Source organism: Burkholderia sp. M6-3 (genome assembly GCF_050858985.1).
Taxonomy (GTDB): Bacteria; Pseudomonadota; Gammaproteobacteria; order Burkholderiales; family Burkholderiaceae; genus Paraburkholderia; species Paraburkholderia caledonica.
In genome coordinates this window covers 3,628,773-3,642,433 of sequence record NZ_CP110090.1, presented here as the reverse complement: position 1 = coordinate 3,642,433, position 13,661 = coordinate 3,628,773, and the positions used below count along the sequence as shown (strand labels likewise).

Here is a 13,661-nt window from a genome sequence, read left to right as displayed (position 1 = left end):
TCAAACGTTGAGCGCTCACGCTTATCGGCTGTAGTAGTAAAGAAACGCAGACAGACTCAGGGGTCTGTAGCTCAGTCGGTTAGAGCACCGTCTTGATAAGGCGGGGGTCGATGGTTCGAATCCATCCAGACCCACCACTGTCTTGTCTGGTGCGCTGGGCGTCTGAATACCTCTGGGGTCACTGTATGACTGGGGGATTAGCTCAGCTGGGAGAGCACCTGCTTTGCAAGCAGGGGGTCGTCGGTTCGATCCCGTCATCCTCCACCAATCCTCAATGCGTAGGGTTCTGTGTCAGGTACACAGAGCGTTGTGCATTGGCGATTGAGCCAGTCAGTAAGGATACGCGGTTACAGCAATCGCGCTATCGGCTGAACGTTCTTTAACAATCAGGAAGAAGTAGTAAAGAGATTCACGAAAGTGTACTTAGAGATGGGTACATGAGTAGGTGAATCAGGGTTGTGATTGTATCGATGTATTTTTAAGTGATCGAAAGATTGCTTTGGAATACGGCGCAACACGAATACTCAACCTGTAACGATTGTGAATCGACAGAGACACACCCGTTATAGGGTCAAGCGAACAAGTGCATGTGGTGGATGCCTTGGCGATCACAGGCGATGAAGGACGCGGTAGCCTGCGAAAAGCTACGGGGAGCTGGCAAACGAGCTTTGATCCGTAGATGTCCGAATGGGGAAACCCACTCCGTATGGAGTATCCATGACTGAATCCATAGGTCATGTGAAGCGAACGCGGTGAACTGAAACATCTAAGTAACCGCAGGAAAAGAAATCAACCGAGATTCCCAGAGTAGTGGCGAGCGAAATGGGAGCAGCCTGTACTCTTTATCTTCATTGTTAGTCGAAGGCTCTGGAAAGTGCCGCCATAGCAGGTGATAGCCCTGTAGACGAAAACAGCGAGGAAGAACTAGGTGTACGACAAGTAGGGCGGGACACGTGAAATCCTGTCTGAAGATGGGGGGACCATCCTCCAAGGCTAAATACTCGTGATCGACCGATAGTGAACCAGTACCGTGAGGGAAAGGCGAAAAGAACCCCGGGAGGGGAGTGAAACAGATCCTGAAACCGCATGCATACAAACAGTCGGAGCCTCGTAAGGGGTGACGGCGTACCTTTTGTATAATGGGTCAGCGACTTACATTCAGTGGCAAGCTTAACCGATTAGGGCAGGCGTAGCGAAAGCGAGTCCGAACAGGGCGTTCAGTCGCTGGGTGTAGACCCGAAACCAGGTGATCTATCCATGGCCAGGATGAAGGTGCGGTAACACGTACTGGAGGTCCGAACCCACTAACGTTGAAAAGTTAGGGGATGAGCTGTGGATAGGGGTGAAAGGCTAAACAAACCTGGAAATAGCTGGTTCTCTCCGAAAACTATTTAGGTAGTGCCTCGTGTATCACCTTCGGGGGTAGAGCACTGTCATGGTTGTGGGGTCCATTGCGGATTACTACGCCATAGCAAACTCCGAATACCGAAGAGTGCAATCACGGGAGACAGACATCGGGTGCTAACGTCCGGTGTCAAGAGGGAAACAACCCAGACCGCCAGCTAAGGTCCCCAAATATGGCTAAGTGGGAAACGAAGTGGGAAGGCTAAAACAGTCAGGAGGTTGGCTTAGAAGCAGCCATCCTTTAAAGAAAGCGTAATAGCTCACTGATCGAGTCGTCCTGCGCGGAAGATGTAACGGGGCTAAGCCATATACCGAAGCTGCGGATGCACATTTATGTGCATGGTAGGAGAGCGTTCCGTAAGCCTGCGAAGGTGCACTGGAAAGTGTGCTGGAGGTATCGGAAGTGCGAATGCTGACATGAGTAGCGATAAAGGGGGTGAAAGGCCCCCTCGCCGTAAGCCCAAGGTTTCCTACGCAACGTTCATCGGCGTAGGGTGAGTCGGCCCCTAAGGCGAGGCAGAAATGCGTAGCTGATGGGAAGCAGGTTAATATTCCTGCACCATTGTTGAATGCGATGGGGGGACGGATCGCGGAAGGTTGTCCGGGTGTTGGAAGTCCCGGTCCTTGCATTGGAGAAGGCGCTTTGGCAAATCCGGGCGCGTAATTCAAGGGTGTGAGGCCAGTCACTTCGGTGACGAAGCAATCGGAAGTGGTTCCAGGAAAAGCCTCTAAGCTTCAGTTCAACAAGACCGTACCGCAAACCGACACAGGTGGGCGAGATGAGTATTCTAAGGCGCTTGAGAGAACTCGGGAGAAGGAACTCGGCAAATTGGTACCGTAACTTCGGGATAAGGTACGCCCCTGTAGCTTGACTGGCCTGCGCCAGGAGGGTGAAGGGGTTGCAATAAACTGGTGGCTGCGACTGTTTAATAAAAACACAGCACTCTGCAAACACGAAAGTGGACGTATAGGGTGTGACGCCTGCCCGGTGCCGGAAGATTAAATGATGGGGTGCAAGCTCCTGATTGAAGTCCCGGTAAACGGCGGCCGTAACTATAACGGTCCTAAGGTAGCGAAATTCCTTGTCGGGTAAGTTCCGACCTGCACGAATGGCGTAACGATGGCCACACTGTCTCCTCCCGAGACTCAGCGAAGTTGAAGTGTTTGTGATGATGCAATCTCCCCGCGGCTAGACGGAAAGACCCCATGAACCTTTACTGTAGCTTTGCATTGGACTTTGAACCGGTCTGTGTAGGATAGGTGGGAGGCTGTGAAGCGTGGACGCCAGTCTGCGTGGAGCCATCCTTGAAATACCACCCTGATCTGTTTGAGGTTCTAACCTTGGTCCGTAATCCGGATCGGGGACAGTGCATGGTAGGCAGTTTGACTGGGGCGGTCTCCTCCCAAAGTGTAACGGAGGAGTACGAAGGTACGCTAGGTACGGTCGGAAATCGTGCTGATAGTGCAATGGCATAAGCGTGCTTAACTGCGAGACCGACAAGTCGAGCAGGTGCGAAAGCAGGTCATAGTGATCCGGTGGTTCTGTATGGAAGGGCCATCGCTCAACGGATAAAAGGTACTCTGGGGATAACAGGCTGATACCGCCCAAGAGTTCATATCGACGGCGGTGTTTGGCACCTCGATGTCGGCTCATCTCATCCTGGGGCTGTAGCCGGTCCCAAGGGTATGGCTGTTCGCCATTTAAAGAGGTACGTGAGCTGGGTTTAAAACGTCGTGAGACAGTTTGGTCCCTATCTGCCGTGGGCGCTGGATATTTGAAGGGGGCTGCTCCTAGTACGAGAGGACCGGAGTGGACGAACCTCTGGTGTACCGGTTGTCACGCCAGTGGCATCGCCGGGTAGCTATGTTCGGAAGAGATAACCGCTGAAAGCATCTAAGCGGGAAACTCGCCTTAAGATGAGATATCCCCGGGGCTTCGAGCCCCTTGAAGGGTCGTTCAAGACCAGGACGTTGATAGGTCAGGTGTGTAAGCGCAGTAATGTGCTCAGCTAACTGATACTAATTGCCCGTAAGGCTTGATCCTATAACAGGTGTGTCTCGACCAGCGTTGGCGCTTCAGCGCCTACACTGGTCCGATCCCCGAAGGGGATGCGCTTGAACTCGCAGTGAGTTCGCGCCAGACACCCAGGTTGAGAGATCAGTGTTGTGCCAGAAACAACACAACCCGCACGTGCTGAACGTGCAAAACGAGAGGCATCCTCTCAACTACTTCTTCCAGATTGGCTGTGCCGCCCCAAAGGCGACCCAGCAACCCGTCAAAGCCTGATGACCATAGCGAGTCGGTCCCACCCCTTCCCATCCCGAACAGGACCGTGAAACGACTCCACGCCGATGATAGTGCGGATTGCCCGTGTGAAAGTAGGTAATCGTCAGGCTCCCCAGCAGCATCAGAAACCCCACCCCAGCAAAGGTGGGGTTTCTGCGTTTACGCGCAGCACCGTGATCACTACATATAAGTGAGAGCGTTTGGGTTGGAATAGTCAGGCAGGTCTTGACATCGAGCGGTTGTTCCCCCATAATCATCAGTTCTCTGCGGAGGGGTGCCCGAGTGGCTAAAGGGGGCAGACTGTAAATCTGTTGGCTTACGCCTACGTTGGTTCGAATCCAACCTCCTCCACCAGAATGCAAGTTGAAGCAGTTGTTGGGAATCCATGACCTTGCGGGTGTAGCTCAATGGTAGAGCAGAAGCCTTCCAAGCTTACGACGAGGGTTCGATTCCCTTCACCCGCTCCAGCACACAAAAGTAGCGCCCATGTGGCTCAGTGGTAGAGCACTCCCTTGGTAAGGGAGAGGTCGGCAGTTCGATCCTGCCCATGGGCACCAGAAGTACTCGGTGATTGTTTGCGCCCGGCGCAACGTACGGAAAAATCCTCTTAGGAGTCGAAAATGGCCAAGGGTAAGTTTGAGCGGACCAAGCCGCACGTGAACGTCGGCACGATCGGTCACGTTGACCACGGCAAGACCACGCTGACGGCAGCGATCACGACGGTTCTGACGCAGAAGTTCGGCGGCGAAGCGAAGGCATACGACCAGATCGACGCGGCACCGGAAGAAAAGGCGCGTGGTATCACGATCAACACGGCGCACGTCGAGTACGAAACGGCTAACCGCCACTACGCACACGTTGACTGCCCGGGCCACGCTGACTATGTGAAGAACATGATCACGGGCGCCGCGCAGATGGACGGCGCGATCCTGGTGTGCTCGGCCGCTGACGGCCCGATGCCGCAAACGCGTGAGCACATCCTGCTGGCGCGTCAGGTCGGTGTGCCGTACATCATCGTGTTCCTGAACAAGTGCGACATGGTGGACGACGCTGAGCTGCTGGAGCTGGTCGAGATGGAAGTGCGCGAGCTTCTGTCGAAGTACGACTTCCCGGGCGACGACACGCCGATCATCAAGGGTTCGGCCAAGCTGGCGCTGGAAGGCGACAAGGGCGAGCTGGGCGAAGTGGCGATCATGAATCTGGCCGACGCGCTGGACACGTACATCCCGACGCCGGAGCGCGCAGTGGATGGCGCATTCCTGATGCCGGTGGAAGACGTGTTCTCGATCTCGGGTCGCGGCACGGTGGTGACGGGTCGCGTTGAGCGTGGCGTCGTGAAGGTCGGTGAGGAAATCGAAATCGTCGGTATCAAGCCGACGGTGAAGACGACCTGCACGGGCGTGGAAATGTTCCGCAAGCTGCTCGACCAGGGTCAGGCGGGCGACAACGTTGGTATCCTGCTGCGCGGCACGAAGCGCGAAGACGTGGAGCGTGGCCAGGTGCTGGCCAAGCCGGGCTCGATCAACCCGCACACGCACTTCACGGCTGAGGTGTACGTGCTGAGCAAGGACGAAGGCGGCCGTCACACGCCGTTCTTCAACAACTATCGTCCGCAGTTCTACTTCCGTACGACGGACGTGACGGGCTCGATCGAGTTGCCGAAGGACAAGGAAATGGTCATGCCGGGCGACAATGTGTCGATCACGGTGAAGCTGATCAACCCGATCGCGATGGAAGAAGGTCTGCGCTTCGCTATCCGCGAAGGCGGCCGTACCGTCGGCGCTGGTGTCGTTGCCAAGATTCTCGAGTAACGCCAGATAGTTCTCGTTAATCTGTAGTTTCGGGGTTGGCGGTGTCGTCAACCCCAAATGGTTTAGGGGTATAGCTCAACTGGCAGAGCGTCGGTCTCCAAAACCGAAGGTTGGGGGTTCGATTCCCTCTGCCCCTGCCAACTCTCGCGTCAACTGTGGCGCTTCGTTAAGGTGTTATGGCGAATCCTTCCGTCGAAACTGTAAATACATCCGGCGACAAGCTGATGCTCGTCGCGGGCGTATTGCTGGTCTTGGCCGGGTTCGTGGGGTTCTTCTGGCTCAATGGTCAGGAATGGTACGTCCGCGGAGCCGCCTTGGCTGTTGGTGCAATCGCGGGTGTTGCAGTCGGTCTTCTCTCCGCGCCTGGCAAGGGTTTCATCGCTTTCGCCAAAGACTCGTACAAGGAAGTCCGCAAGGTCGTCTGGCCGACTCGCAAAGAGGCAACTCAGACGACTTTGGTGGTTTTCGGCTTCGTGTTCGTGATGGCGATCTTTCTGTGGGTTAGTGATAAATCCATCGAATGGGCGATTTTCTCGGTGATTCTGGGTTGGAAATGATATGAGCGATACTCCGGCATCTCCGAGCGGCAAACGTTGGTACGTCGTGCACGCCTACTCCGGTATGGAGAAGAGCGTGCAGCGTGCGCTTCAGGAGCGCATTGAGCGCGCCGGCATGCAAGACCAGTTTGGTCAAATCCTCGTCCCGACCGAAGAGGTGGTCGAGGTAAAGGGCGGTCACAAATCTGTGACTGAGCGTCGTTTCTTCCCCGGTTACGTACTGGTTGAGATGGAAATGACGGATGAGACGTGGCACCTCGTGAAGAACACGGCGAAGGTCACGGGCTTCGTAGGCGGTGCGCGTAATCGGCCGAGTCCGATTTCTCCGCGCGAAGTCGAGAAGATCATGTCGCAGATGCAGGAGGGTGTGGAGAAACCGCGTCCGAAGACCCTGTTTGAAGTAGGCGAGATGGTTCGGGTGAAGGACGGTCCTTTCACCGATTTCAACGGCAGCGTCGAAGAAGTGAATTACGAAAAGTCGCGCGTCCGTGTTTCCGTTACAATCTTCGGCCGCGCCACGCCGGTCGAGCTGGAATTCGGCCAAGTCGAGAAGTTGTAATCCAGATTCTACGCAGCGCGCCGGTCGGCGCGTTTCGTATTTCGCGCTTACGGTCCGCGTAATGGCCGTTGAGGAGCGCAAGTACTCGGGTTTCCGGCGAACGCGCGCTACTACTCACTGAACGTTCGCTTGCAAGATGACGTTCCAAAGAGGTTTTCAACATGGCAAAGAAAATCATCGGCTTTATCAAGCTGCAGATTCCTGCAGGTAAAGCCAACCCGTCGCCGCCGGTCGGTCCGGCACTGGGCCAGCGCGGCCTGAACATCATGGAGTTCTGCAAGGCGTTTAACGCGCAGACTCAAGCACTGGAACCGGGTCTGCCGATTCCGGTCGTGATCACCGCGTTTGCTGACAAGAGCTTCACGTTTGTCCTGAAGACGCCGCCGGCAACGGTTCTGATCAAGAAGGCAGCTAAGATCGACAAGGGTTCGAGCAAGCCGCACACCGACAAGGTCGGCAAGATCACCCGCGCTCAAGCTGAAGACATCGCCAAGACCAAGATGCCCGATCTGACCGCGGCTGATCTGGATGCAGCGGTTCGTACGATCGCTGGTAGCGCCCGCTCGATGGGCATCACCGTGGAGGGCGTGTAAATGGCTAAGCTTTCTAAGCGTCTGCAGGCTTTTGCAGCAAAGGTTGACCGTCAGAAGCTGTACCCGATCGACGACGCGCTGTCGCTGGTTAAGGAGTGCGCAAGCGCGAAGTTCGACGAGTCGATCGACGTGGCAGTGCAACTCGGCATCGACGCGAAGAAGTCGGACCAAGTGGTCCGCGGTTCGGTCGTTCTGCCGGCAGGGACGGGCAAGTCGGTTCGCGTCGCCGTGTTCGCACAGGGCGAAAAGGCTGAACAGGCTCGCGCAGCCGGCGCTGAAGTCGTCGGTATGGAAGACCTGGCTGAACAGGTGAAGGCTGGCAATCTGGACTTCGACATCGTGATCGCTTCGCCGGACACGATGCGCGTGGTCGGTACGCTCGGTCAGATCCTCGGCCCGCGAGGCCTGATGCCTAACCCGAAGGTTGGTACGGTCACGCCGGACGTCGCAACGGCCGTGAAGAATGCCAAGGCTGGCCAGGTGCAATTCCGTGTCGACAAGGCCGGTATTATCCACGCCACGATCGGTCGTGCTTCGTTCGAACCGACGGCTCTGCGTAGCAATCTGAGCGCTCTGATCGACGCGCTCCAGAAGGCTAAGCCGGCAACCAGCAAGGGTGTTTACCTGCGTAAGGTTGCACTGTCGAGCACGATGGGCGTCGGCGTTCGCGTCGATCAGACGTCGCTCGCTGCACAGTAAGTAATTCTTCGCCTCGACGAAAGTCGGGGCGTTTATGGGCTTTGGGCGGTTGCGAGGTGGCAGTAGTTGGCATCTCGCAGCCGGTTGTCAAAGACCGTTGGCGGGCACGCAGCAAGTAGGCGGGCTCTTAATGTAAAGCCAACGCAGATGGCGAACCCGAAAAGGTTTTGTAGTGATGAAGTCGTCAGACGCTTGCAGCAATGCGGGTGTCGGGCGGTCGAAATACTCCTGACTGGTCGGACGCCGTTATTGAACGCGGTACACAAGGCGCACGCTGCGTGTATCGAATCTGGAGGTTAACCGTGCCACTCAACAAAGAAAGCAAGCAGGCCGTCGTCGCTGAGGTTGCCGCGCAAGTCGCGAAAGCCCAGACCGTGGTTCTGGCTGAGTATCGTGGGATCACGGTTGGCGATCTGACCAAGCTGCGCGCGAAAGCGCGTGAGCAACAGGTGTACCTTCGCGTGTTGAAAAACACGCTGGCGCGTCGCGCTGTCGAAGGTACCCCGTTCGCTCCGCTGGCAGAGCAGATGACTGGCCCCCTGATCTACGGCATCTCTGAAGATGCAATTGCTGCTGCTAAGGTCGTCAATGACTTCAGCAAGAGCAATGATAAGTTGGTCATCAAGGCTGGCGCCTACGAAGGCAACGTGATGGACAAGGCGGGCGTGCAAGCGCTGGCCAACATCCCGAGCCGCGAGGAGCTGCTCTCCAAGCTGTTGTTCGTTATGCAAGCACCTGTTTCTGGCTTCGCGCGCGCTTTGGCCGCGCTGGCAGAAAAGAAACAAGGCGAAGAATCCGCTGCGTAATGCACTTCAGCCGAGCGTAATTGATCGCTAGCTGTATCCGAATTCAATTTAGGAGTATTTCAAATGGCAATCGCAAAAGAAGACATCCTCGAAGCCGTAGGCTCGATGTCGGTTCTGGAACTGAACGAGCTGGTTAAGGCGTTCGAAGAAAAGTTTGGCGTGTCGGCAGCTGCTGTTGCAGTGGCAGGCCCCGCAGGTGCAGGCGGCGGCGCTGCTGCAGCTGAAGAGCAAACCGAATTCACGGTGAACCTGATTGAAGTTGGCGCGAACAAGGTTTCCGTCATTAAGGCAGTTCGTGAACTGACGGGTCTCGGCCTGAAGGAAGCGAAGGACCTGGTCGACGGTGCACCGAAGCCTGTGAAGGAATCGGTACCGAAGGCTGCTGCTGAAGAAGCGAAGAAGAAGCTGGAAGAAGCCGGCGCGAAGGCTGAAATCAAGTAAGTTTCAGCGCGCTGTGCGAAGGCTGGCGGTTTTCCACCGCCGGCCTTTTTGTGCTTTGTGGGGGACGCGTTTTTGCATCGTTGTTTAGCAACAATGCGACTCCCAGAAGCCAAAGAAAACCGCCTATCGGCAACATTGACCGGCGCTTCTCTTTGTCTTCTGAAGCGACTGCAGAAGGCAAGTTTGGTCGGGTAGCGGTTAAGGTTCCATGCGACAGGCATCCGCTGCCGTCAGCCAGCGGTTGGTAGAGGCCAACCACCAAGCTTCTAGGCTCGTTCAAGCCATCGGACGGCCATCGGGTCTCAGTCGGTGAACACTCGGGTTGTCTCATCAAGGTATCCTGCCTCGACAACAATGCCCGCCGTGATTCGGAGATCGTATGCAATATTCCTTCACCGAGAAGAAGCGTATTCGCAAGAGTTTTGCGAAGCGCCCCATCGTTCACCAAGTACCTTTCCTGCTGGCTACCCAGCTTGAATCATTCAGCACGTTTCTGCAAGCAGACACGTCCTCCACGCAACGCAAGCCGGAAGGCCTGCAAGCCGCGTTCACATCCGTTTTCCCGATTGTTTCGCACAACGGGTTCGCACGTCTCGAGTTCGTCAGCTATATGCTGTCGCCGCCGGCATTCAACATCAAGGAATGTCAGCAGCGCGGTTTGACGTACTGCTCCGCCCTGCGCGCCAAAGTGCGTCTGGTGCTGCTCGACAAGGAGTCGCCGAGCAAGCCGGTCGTCAAGGAAGTGAAGGAACAGGAAGTGTACATGGGCGAAATTCCGCTCATGACGCCGACGGGTTCGTTCGTCATCAACGGCACGGAACGTGTGATCGTTTCGCAGCTGCACCGTTCGCCTGGCGTGTTCTTCGAACACGACAAGGGCAAGACGCACAGCTCGGGCAAGCTCCTGTTTTCGGCACGTATCATTCCTTACCGCGGTTCGTGGCTCGATTTCGAGTTCGACCCGAAGGATGTGCTGTACTTCCGCGTCGACCGTCGCCGCAAGATGCCGGTCACGATCCTGCTGAAGGCAATCGGCCTCACGCCGGAACAGATCCTCGCAAACTTCTTCGTGTTCGATAACTTCACGCTGATGCCGGAAGGCGCGCAGATGGAGTTCGTGCCGGAGCGTCTGCGTGGCGAAGTCGCGCGCTTCGACATCACGGACCGTGATGGCAACGTGATCGTCCAGAAGGACAAGCGGATCAACGCGAAGCACATTCGCGATCTGGACAACGCGAAGACCAAGTTCATCTCGGTCCCGGAAGACTATCTGCTCGGCCGCGTGCTGGCGAAAAACGTCGTCGACGGCGACACCGGTGAAGTCATCGCCAACGCGAATGACGAAATCACCGAGACCGTCCTCGAAAAGCTGCGCGAGTCGAAGATCAAAGACATCCAGACGCTCTACACGAACGATCTGGATCAAGGTCCGTACATTTCGTCGACGCTGCGTATCGACGAAACCGCGGACAAGATGGCCGCTCGCATCGCGATCTACCGCATGATGCGTCCGGGCGAACCGCCGACCGAAGAAGCGGTCGAGGCACTGTTCAACCGTCTGTTCTACAGCGAAGACGCATACGACCTGTCCAAGGTGGGTCGTATGAAGTTCAATCGCCGTGTCGGCCGCGATGAAATCGTTGGCCCGATGACGCTGCAAGACGACGACATCCTCGCCACGATCAAGATTCTGGTCGAACTGCGTAACGGTAAGGGTGAAGTCGACGACATCGACCACTTGGGCAATCGCCGTGTGCGTTGCGTCGGCGAACTGGCGGAAAACCAGTTCCGCGCCGGTCTCGTGCGTGTCGAACGTGCTGTGAAGGAACGCCTCGGCCAGGCCGAAAGCGAAAACCTGATGCCGCACGACCTGATCAACTCGAAGCCGATTTCGTCGGCAATTCGCGAGTTCTTCGGTTCGTCGCAGCTGTCGCAGTTCATGGACCAGACGAATCCGCTGTCGGAAATCACCCACAAGCGCCGTGTCTCGGCACTTGGCCCGGGCGGTTTGACGCGTGAGCGCGCAGGCTTTGAAGTCCGCGACGTCCACCCGACGCACTATGGTCGTGTCTGCCCGATCGAAACGCCTGAAGGTCCGAACATCGGCCTGATCAACTCGCTCGCGTTGTACGCGCACCTGAACGAATACGGCTTCCTCGAAACGCCGTATCGCAAGGTCGTGGACGGCAAGGTGACCGACCAGATCGATTACCTGTCGGCAATCGAAGAAGGTCGTTACGTGATCGCTCAGGCGAACGCGGCAGTGGCTGAAGACGGTACGCTGACCGACGAACTCGTGTCGTCGCGTGAAGCGGGCGAAACGCTGATGGTGACGCCGGATCGCATCCAGTACATGGACGTGGCGCCGTCGCAGATCGTGTCGGTGGCAGCATCGCTGATTCCGTTCCTCGAGCACGACGACGCGAACCGCGCTTTGATGGGCTCGAACATGCAGCGTCAGGCTGTGCCGTGTCTGCGTCCTGAAAAGGCCGTGGTGGGTACGGGTATCGAGCGCACGGTGGCGGTCGACTCGGGTACGACGGTTCAGGCATTCCGCGGCGGTGTGGTCGATTACGTCGACGCCGGCCGTATGGTGATTCGCGTGAACGACGATGAAGCCGTTGCTGGCGACGTCGGCGTGGACATCTACAACCTGATCAAGTACACGCGTTCGAACCAGAACACGAACATCAACCAGCGCCCGATCGTGAAGGTCGGCGATATCGTGTCGCGTGGCGACGTGCTGGCTGACGGCGCATCGACCGATCTGGGTGAACTGGCTCTTGGCCAGAACATGCTGGTCGCGTTCATGCCGTGGAACGGCTACAACTTCGAAGACTCGATTTTGATCTCGGAGAAGGTGGTTGCCGACGACCGTTACACGTCGATCCACATCGAAGAACTGAACGTCGTGGCTCGCGACACGAAGCTCGGACCGGAAGAAATCACGCGCGACATCTCGAACCTGGCTGAAGTGCAACTCGGCCGTCTCGACGAGTCGGGCATCGTCTACATCGGCGCGGAAGTCGAAGCAGGCGACGTGCTGGTCGGCAAGGTCACGCCGAAGGGCGAAACCCAGCTGACGCCGGAAGAAAAGCTGCTGCGCGCGATCTTCGGTGAAAAGGCTTCGGACGTGAAGGACACGTCGCTGCGCGTGCCGTCGGGCATGAGCGGTACGGTGATCGACGTTCAGGTGTTCACGCGTGAAGGCATTCAGCGCGACAAGCGTGCGCAACAGATCATCGACGATGAACTGAAGCGCTATCGCCTCGACTTGAACGACCAGCTGCGCATCGTGGAAGGCGACGCGTTCCAGCGTCTCGCACGTATGCTCGACGGCAAGGTCGCGAACGGCGGTCCGAAGAAGCTGGCAAAGGGCACGAAGATCGAACAGGCTTACCTGCAAGATCTGGATCATTACCACTGGTTCGACATCCGCCTCGCGGACGAAGAAGCAGCGGCACAGCTCGAAGCCATTAAGGACTCGATCGAACAGAAGCGTCACCAGTTCGATCTGGCGTTCGAAGAGAAGCGCAAGAAGCTCACGCAAGGCGACGAACTGCCGCCGGGCGTGTTGAAGATGGTCAAGGTGTACCTGGCAGTGAAGCGCCGCCTGCAGCCTGGCGACAAGATGGCCGGCCGTCACGGTAACAAGGGTGTCGTGTCGAAGATCGTGCCGATTGAAGACATGCCGTACATGGCCGACGGCCGTCCGGCTGACGTCGTTCTGAACCCGCTCGGCGTGCCGTCGCGGATGAACGTCGGTCAGGTTCTCGAAGTGCATCTGGGTTGGGCCGCGAAGGGTCTCGGCTGGCGTATCGGCGAAATGCTGCAGCGTCAGGCGAAGATCGCTGAACTGCGCGAATTCCTGACCAAGATCTACAACGAGTCGGGCCGCGCCGAAGAGCTGGACAGCTTCACCGACGACGAAATCGTGGAACTGGCGAAGAACCTGCGCGAAGGCGTGCCGTTCGCAACGCCGGTGTTCGACGGTGCGACGGAAGAAGAAATGTCGCGCGCGCTGGATCTGGCGTTCCCGGACGACATCGCGAAGAACCTCGGCATGACGCCGTCGAAGAATCAGGTTCGTCTGTACGACGGCCGGACCGGCGAAATGTTCGAACGTACGGTGACGGTCGGCTACATGCACTACCTGAAGCTGCACCACCTGGTCGACGACAAGATGCACGCGCGTTCCACGGGCCCGTACTCGCTCGTGACGCAGCAGCCGTTGGGCGGTAAGGCGCAGTTCGGTGGCCAGCGTTTCGGTGAAATGGAAGTGTGGGCGCTCGAAGCGTACGGCGCATCGTACGTGCTGCAGGAAATGCTGACGGTGAAGTCGGACGACGTGACAGGCCGGACCAAGGTGTACGAGAACCTGGTCAAGGGCGATCACGTGATCGATGCAGGCATGCCGGAATCCTTCAACGTGTTGGTGAAGGAAATCCGCTCGCTCGGTATCGACATCGACCTCGACCGCAACTAATCGGACTACTGGAGAGAA

General features: G+C 57.1%; 8 protein-coding genes, 6 tRNA genes and 2 rRNA genes. All 16 read left to right on the top strand.

The features are described from left to right. The first annotated feature begins 60 nt into the window (after positions 1–60). The 16 genes from OH764_RS16010 to rpoB all read left to right on the top strand — a co-directional run bounded on the left by OH764_RS16010 (position 61) and on the right by rpoB (position 13,643). A tRNA-Ile gene (locus tag OH764_RS16010) sits at positions 61–137 on the top strand. 54 nt (positions 138–191) lie between these two features. Then, positions 192–267 (top strand) — tRNA-Ala (locus tag OH764_RS16005). A 302-nt stretch (positions 268–569) separates the two neighbouring features. Further along, positions 570–3,448, top strand: a 23S ribosomal RNA gene (locus OH764_RS16000). A gap of 238 nt (positions 3,449–3,686) precedes the next feature. After that, a 5S ribosomal RNA gene (gene rrf / locus OH764_RS15995) occupies positions 3,687–3,800 on the top strand. A gap of 159 nt (positions 3,801–3,959) precedes the next feature. Then, positions 3,960–4,045 (top strand) — tRNA-Tyr (locus OH764_RS15990). Positions 4,046–4,084: 39 nt separating this feature from the next. Then, positions 4,085–4,158, top strand: a tRNA-Gly gene (locus tag OH764_RS15985). A 15-nt stretch (positions 4,159–4,173) separates the two neighbouring features. Beyond that, positions 4,174–4,248 (top strand) — tRNA-Thr (locus tag OH764_RS15980). 63 nt (positions 4,249–4,311) lie between these two features. Next, positions 4,312–5,502 carry an elongation factor Tu gene (tuf, locus tag OH764_RS15975; RefSeq protein WP_012434572.1) on the top strand — a complete coding sequence of 397 codons (1,191 nt, stop codon included), beginning with the start codon at positions 4,312–4,314 and terminating at the stop codon, positions 5,500–5,502. 64 nt (positions 5,503–5,566) lie between these two features. Further along, positions 5,567–5,642, top strand: a tRNA-Trp gene (locus tag OH764_RS15970). A gap of 36 nt (positions 5,643–5,678) precedes the next feature. Next, complete coding sequence (secE, locus tag OH764_RS15965) at positions 5,679–6,059, top strand: preprotein translocase subunit SecE (RefSeq protein WP_015003929.1); 381 nt, start codon at positions 5,679–5,681, stop codon at positions 6,057–6,059. 1 nt (position 6,060) lies between these two features. Continuing rightward, the gene (nusG, locus tag OH764_RS15960; protein WP_007180147.1) at positions 6,061–6,618 is read left to right on the top strand and encodes a transcription termination/antitermination protein NusG; all 558 of its coding nucleotides are present in this window, start codon (positions 6,061–6,063) and stop codon (positions 6,616–6,618) included. A 161-nt stretch (positions 6,619–6,779) separates the two neighbouring features. After that, on the top strand, positions 6,780–7,211 hold the full coding sequence (rplK, locus tag OH764_RS15955) for a 50S ribosomal protein L11 (RefSeq protein ID WP_007180146.1): 432 nt from the start codon (positions 6,780–6,782) through the stop codon (positions 7,209–7,211). Then, entirely contained in the window at positions 7,212–7,910 is a 699-nt protein-coding gene (rplA, locus tag OH764_RS15950) for a 50S ribosomal protein L1 (RefSeq protein WP_020071562.1), read from the top strand. A gap of 302 nt (positions 7,911–8,212) precedes the next feature. Next, a complete protein-coding gene (gene rplJ / locus OH764_RS15945; RefSeq protein ID WP_013340748.1) occupies positions 8,213–8,716 on the top strand; it encodes a 50S ribosomal protein L10 in 504 nt (167 codons plus the stop codon). 63 nt (positions 8,717–8,779) lie between these two features. Further along, a complete protein-coding gene (rplL, locus tag OH764_RS15940; RefSeq protein ID WP_498847405.1) occupies positions 8,780–9,157 on the top strand; it encodes a ribosomal protein bL12 in 378 nt (125 codons plus the stop codon). A 379-nt stretch (positions 9,158–9,536) separates the two neighbouring features. Continuing rightward, positions 9,537–13,643 (top strand): DNA-directed RNA polymerase subunit beta, encoded by a 4,107-nt coding sequence (gene rpoB, locus OH764_RS15935; protein WP_020071564.1) that lies wholly within the window; start codon positions 9,537–9,539, stop codon positions 13,641–13,643. Positions 13,644–13,661 lie beyond the last annotated feature (18 nt).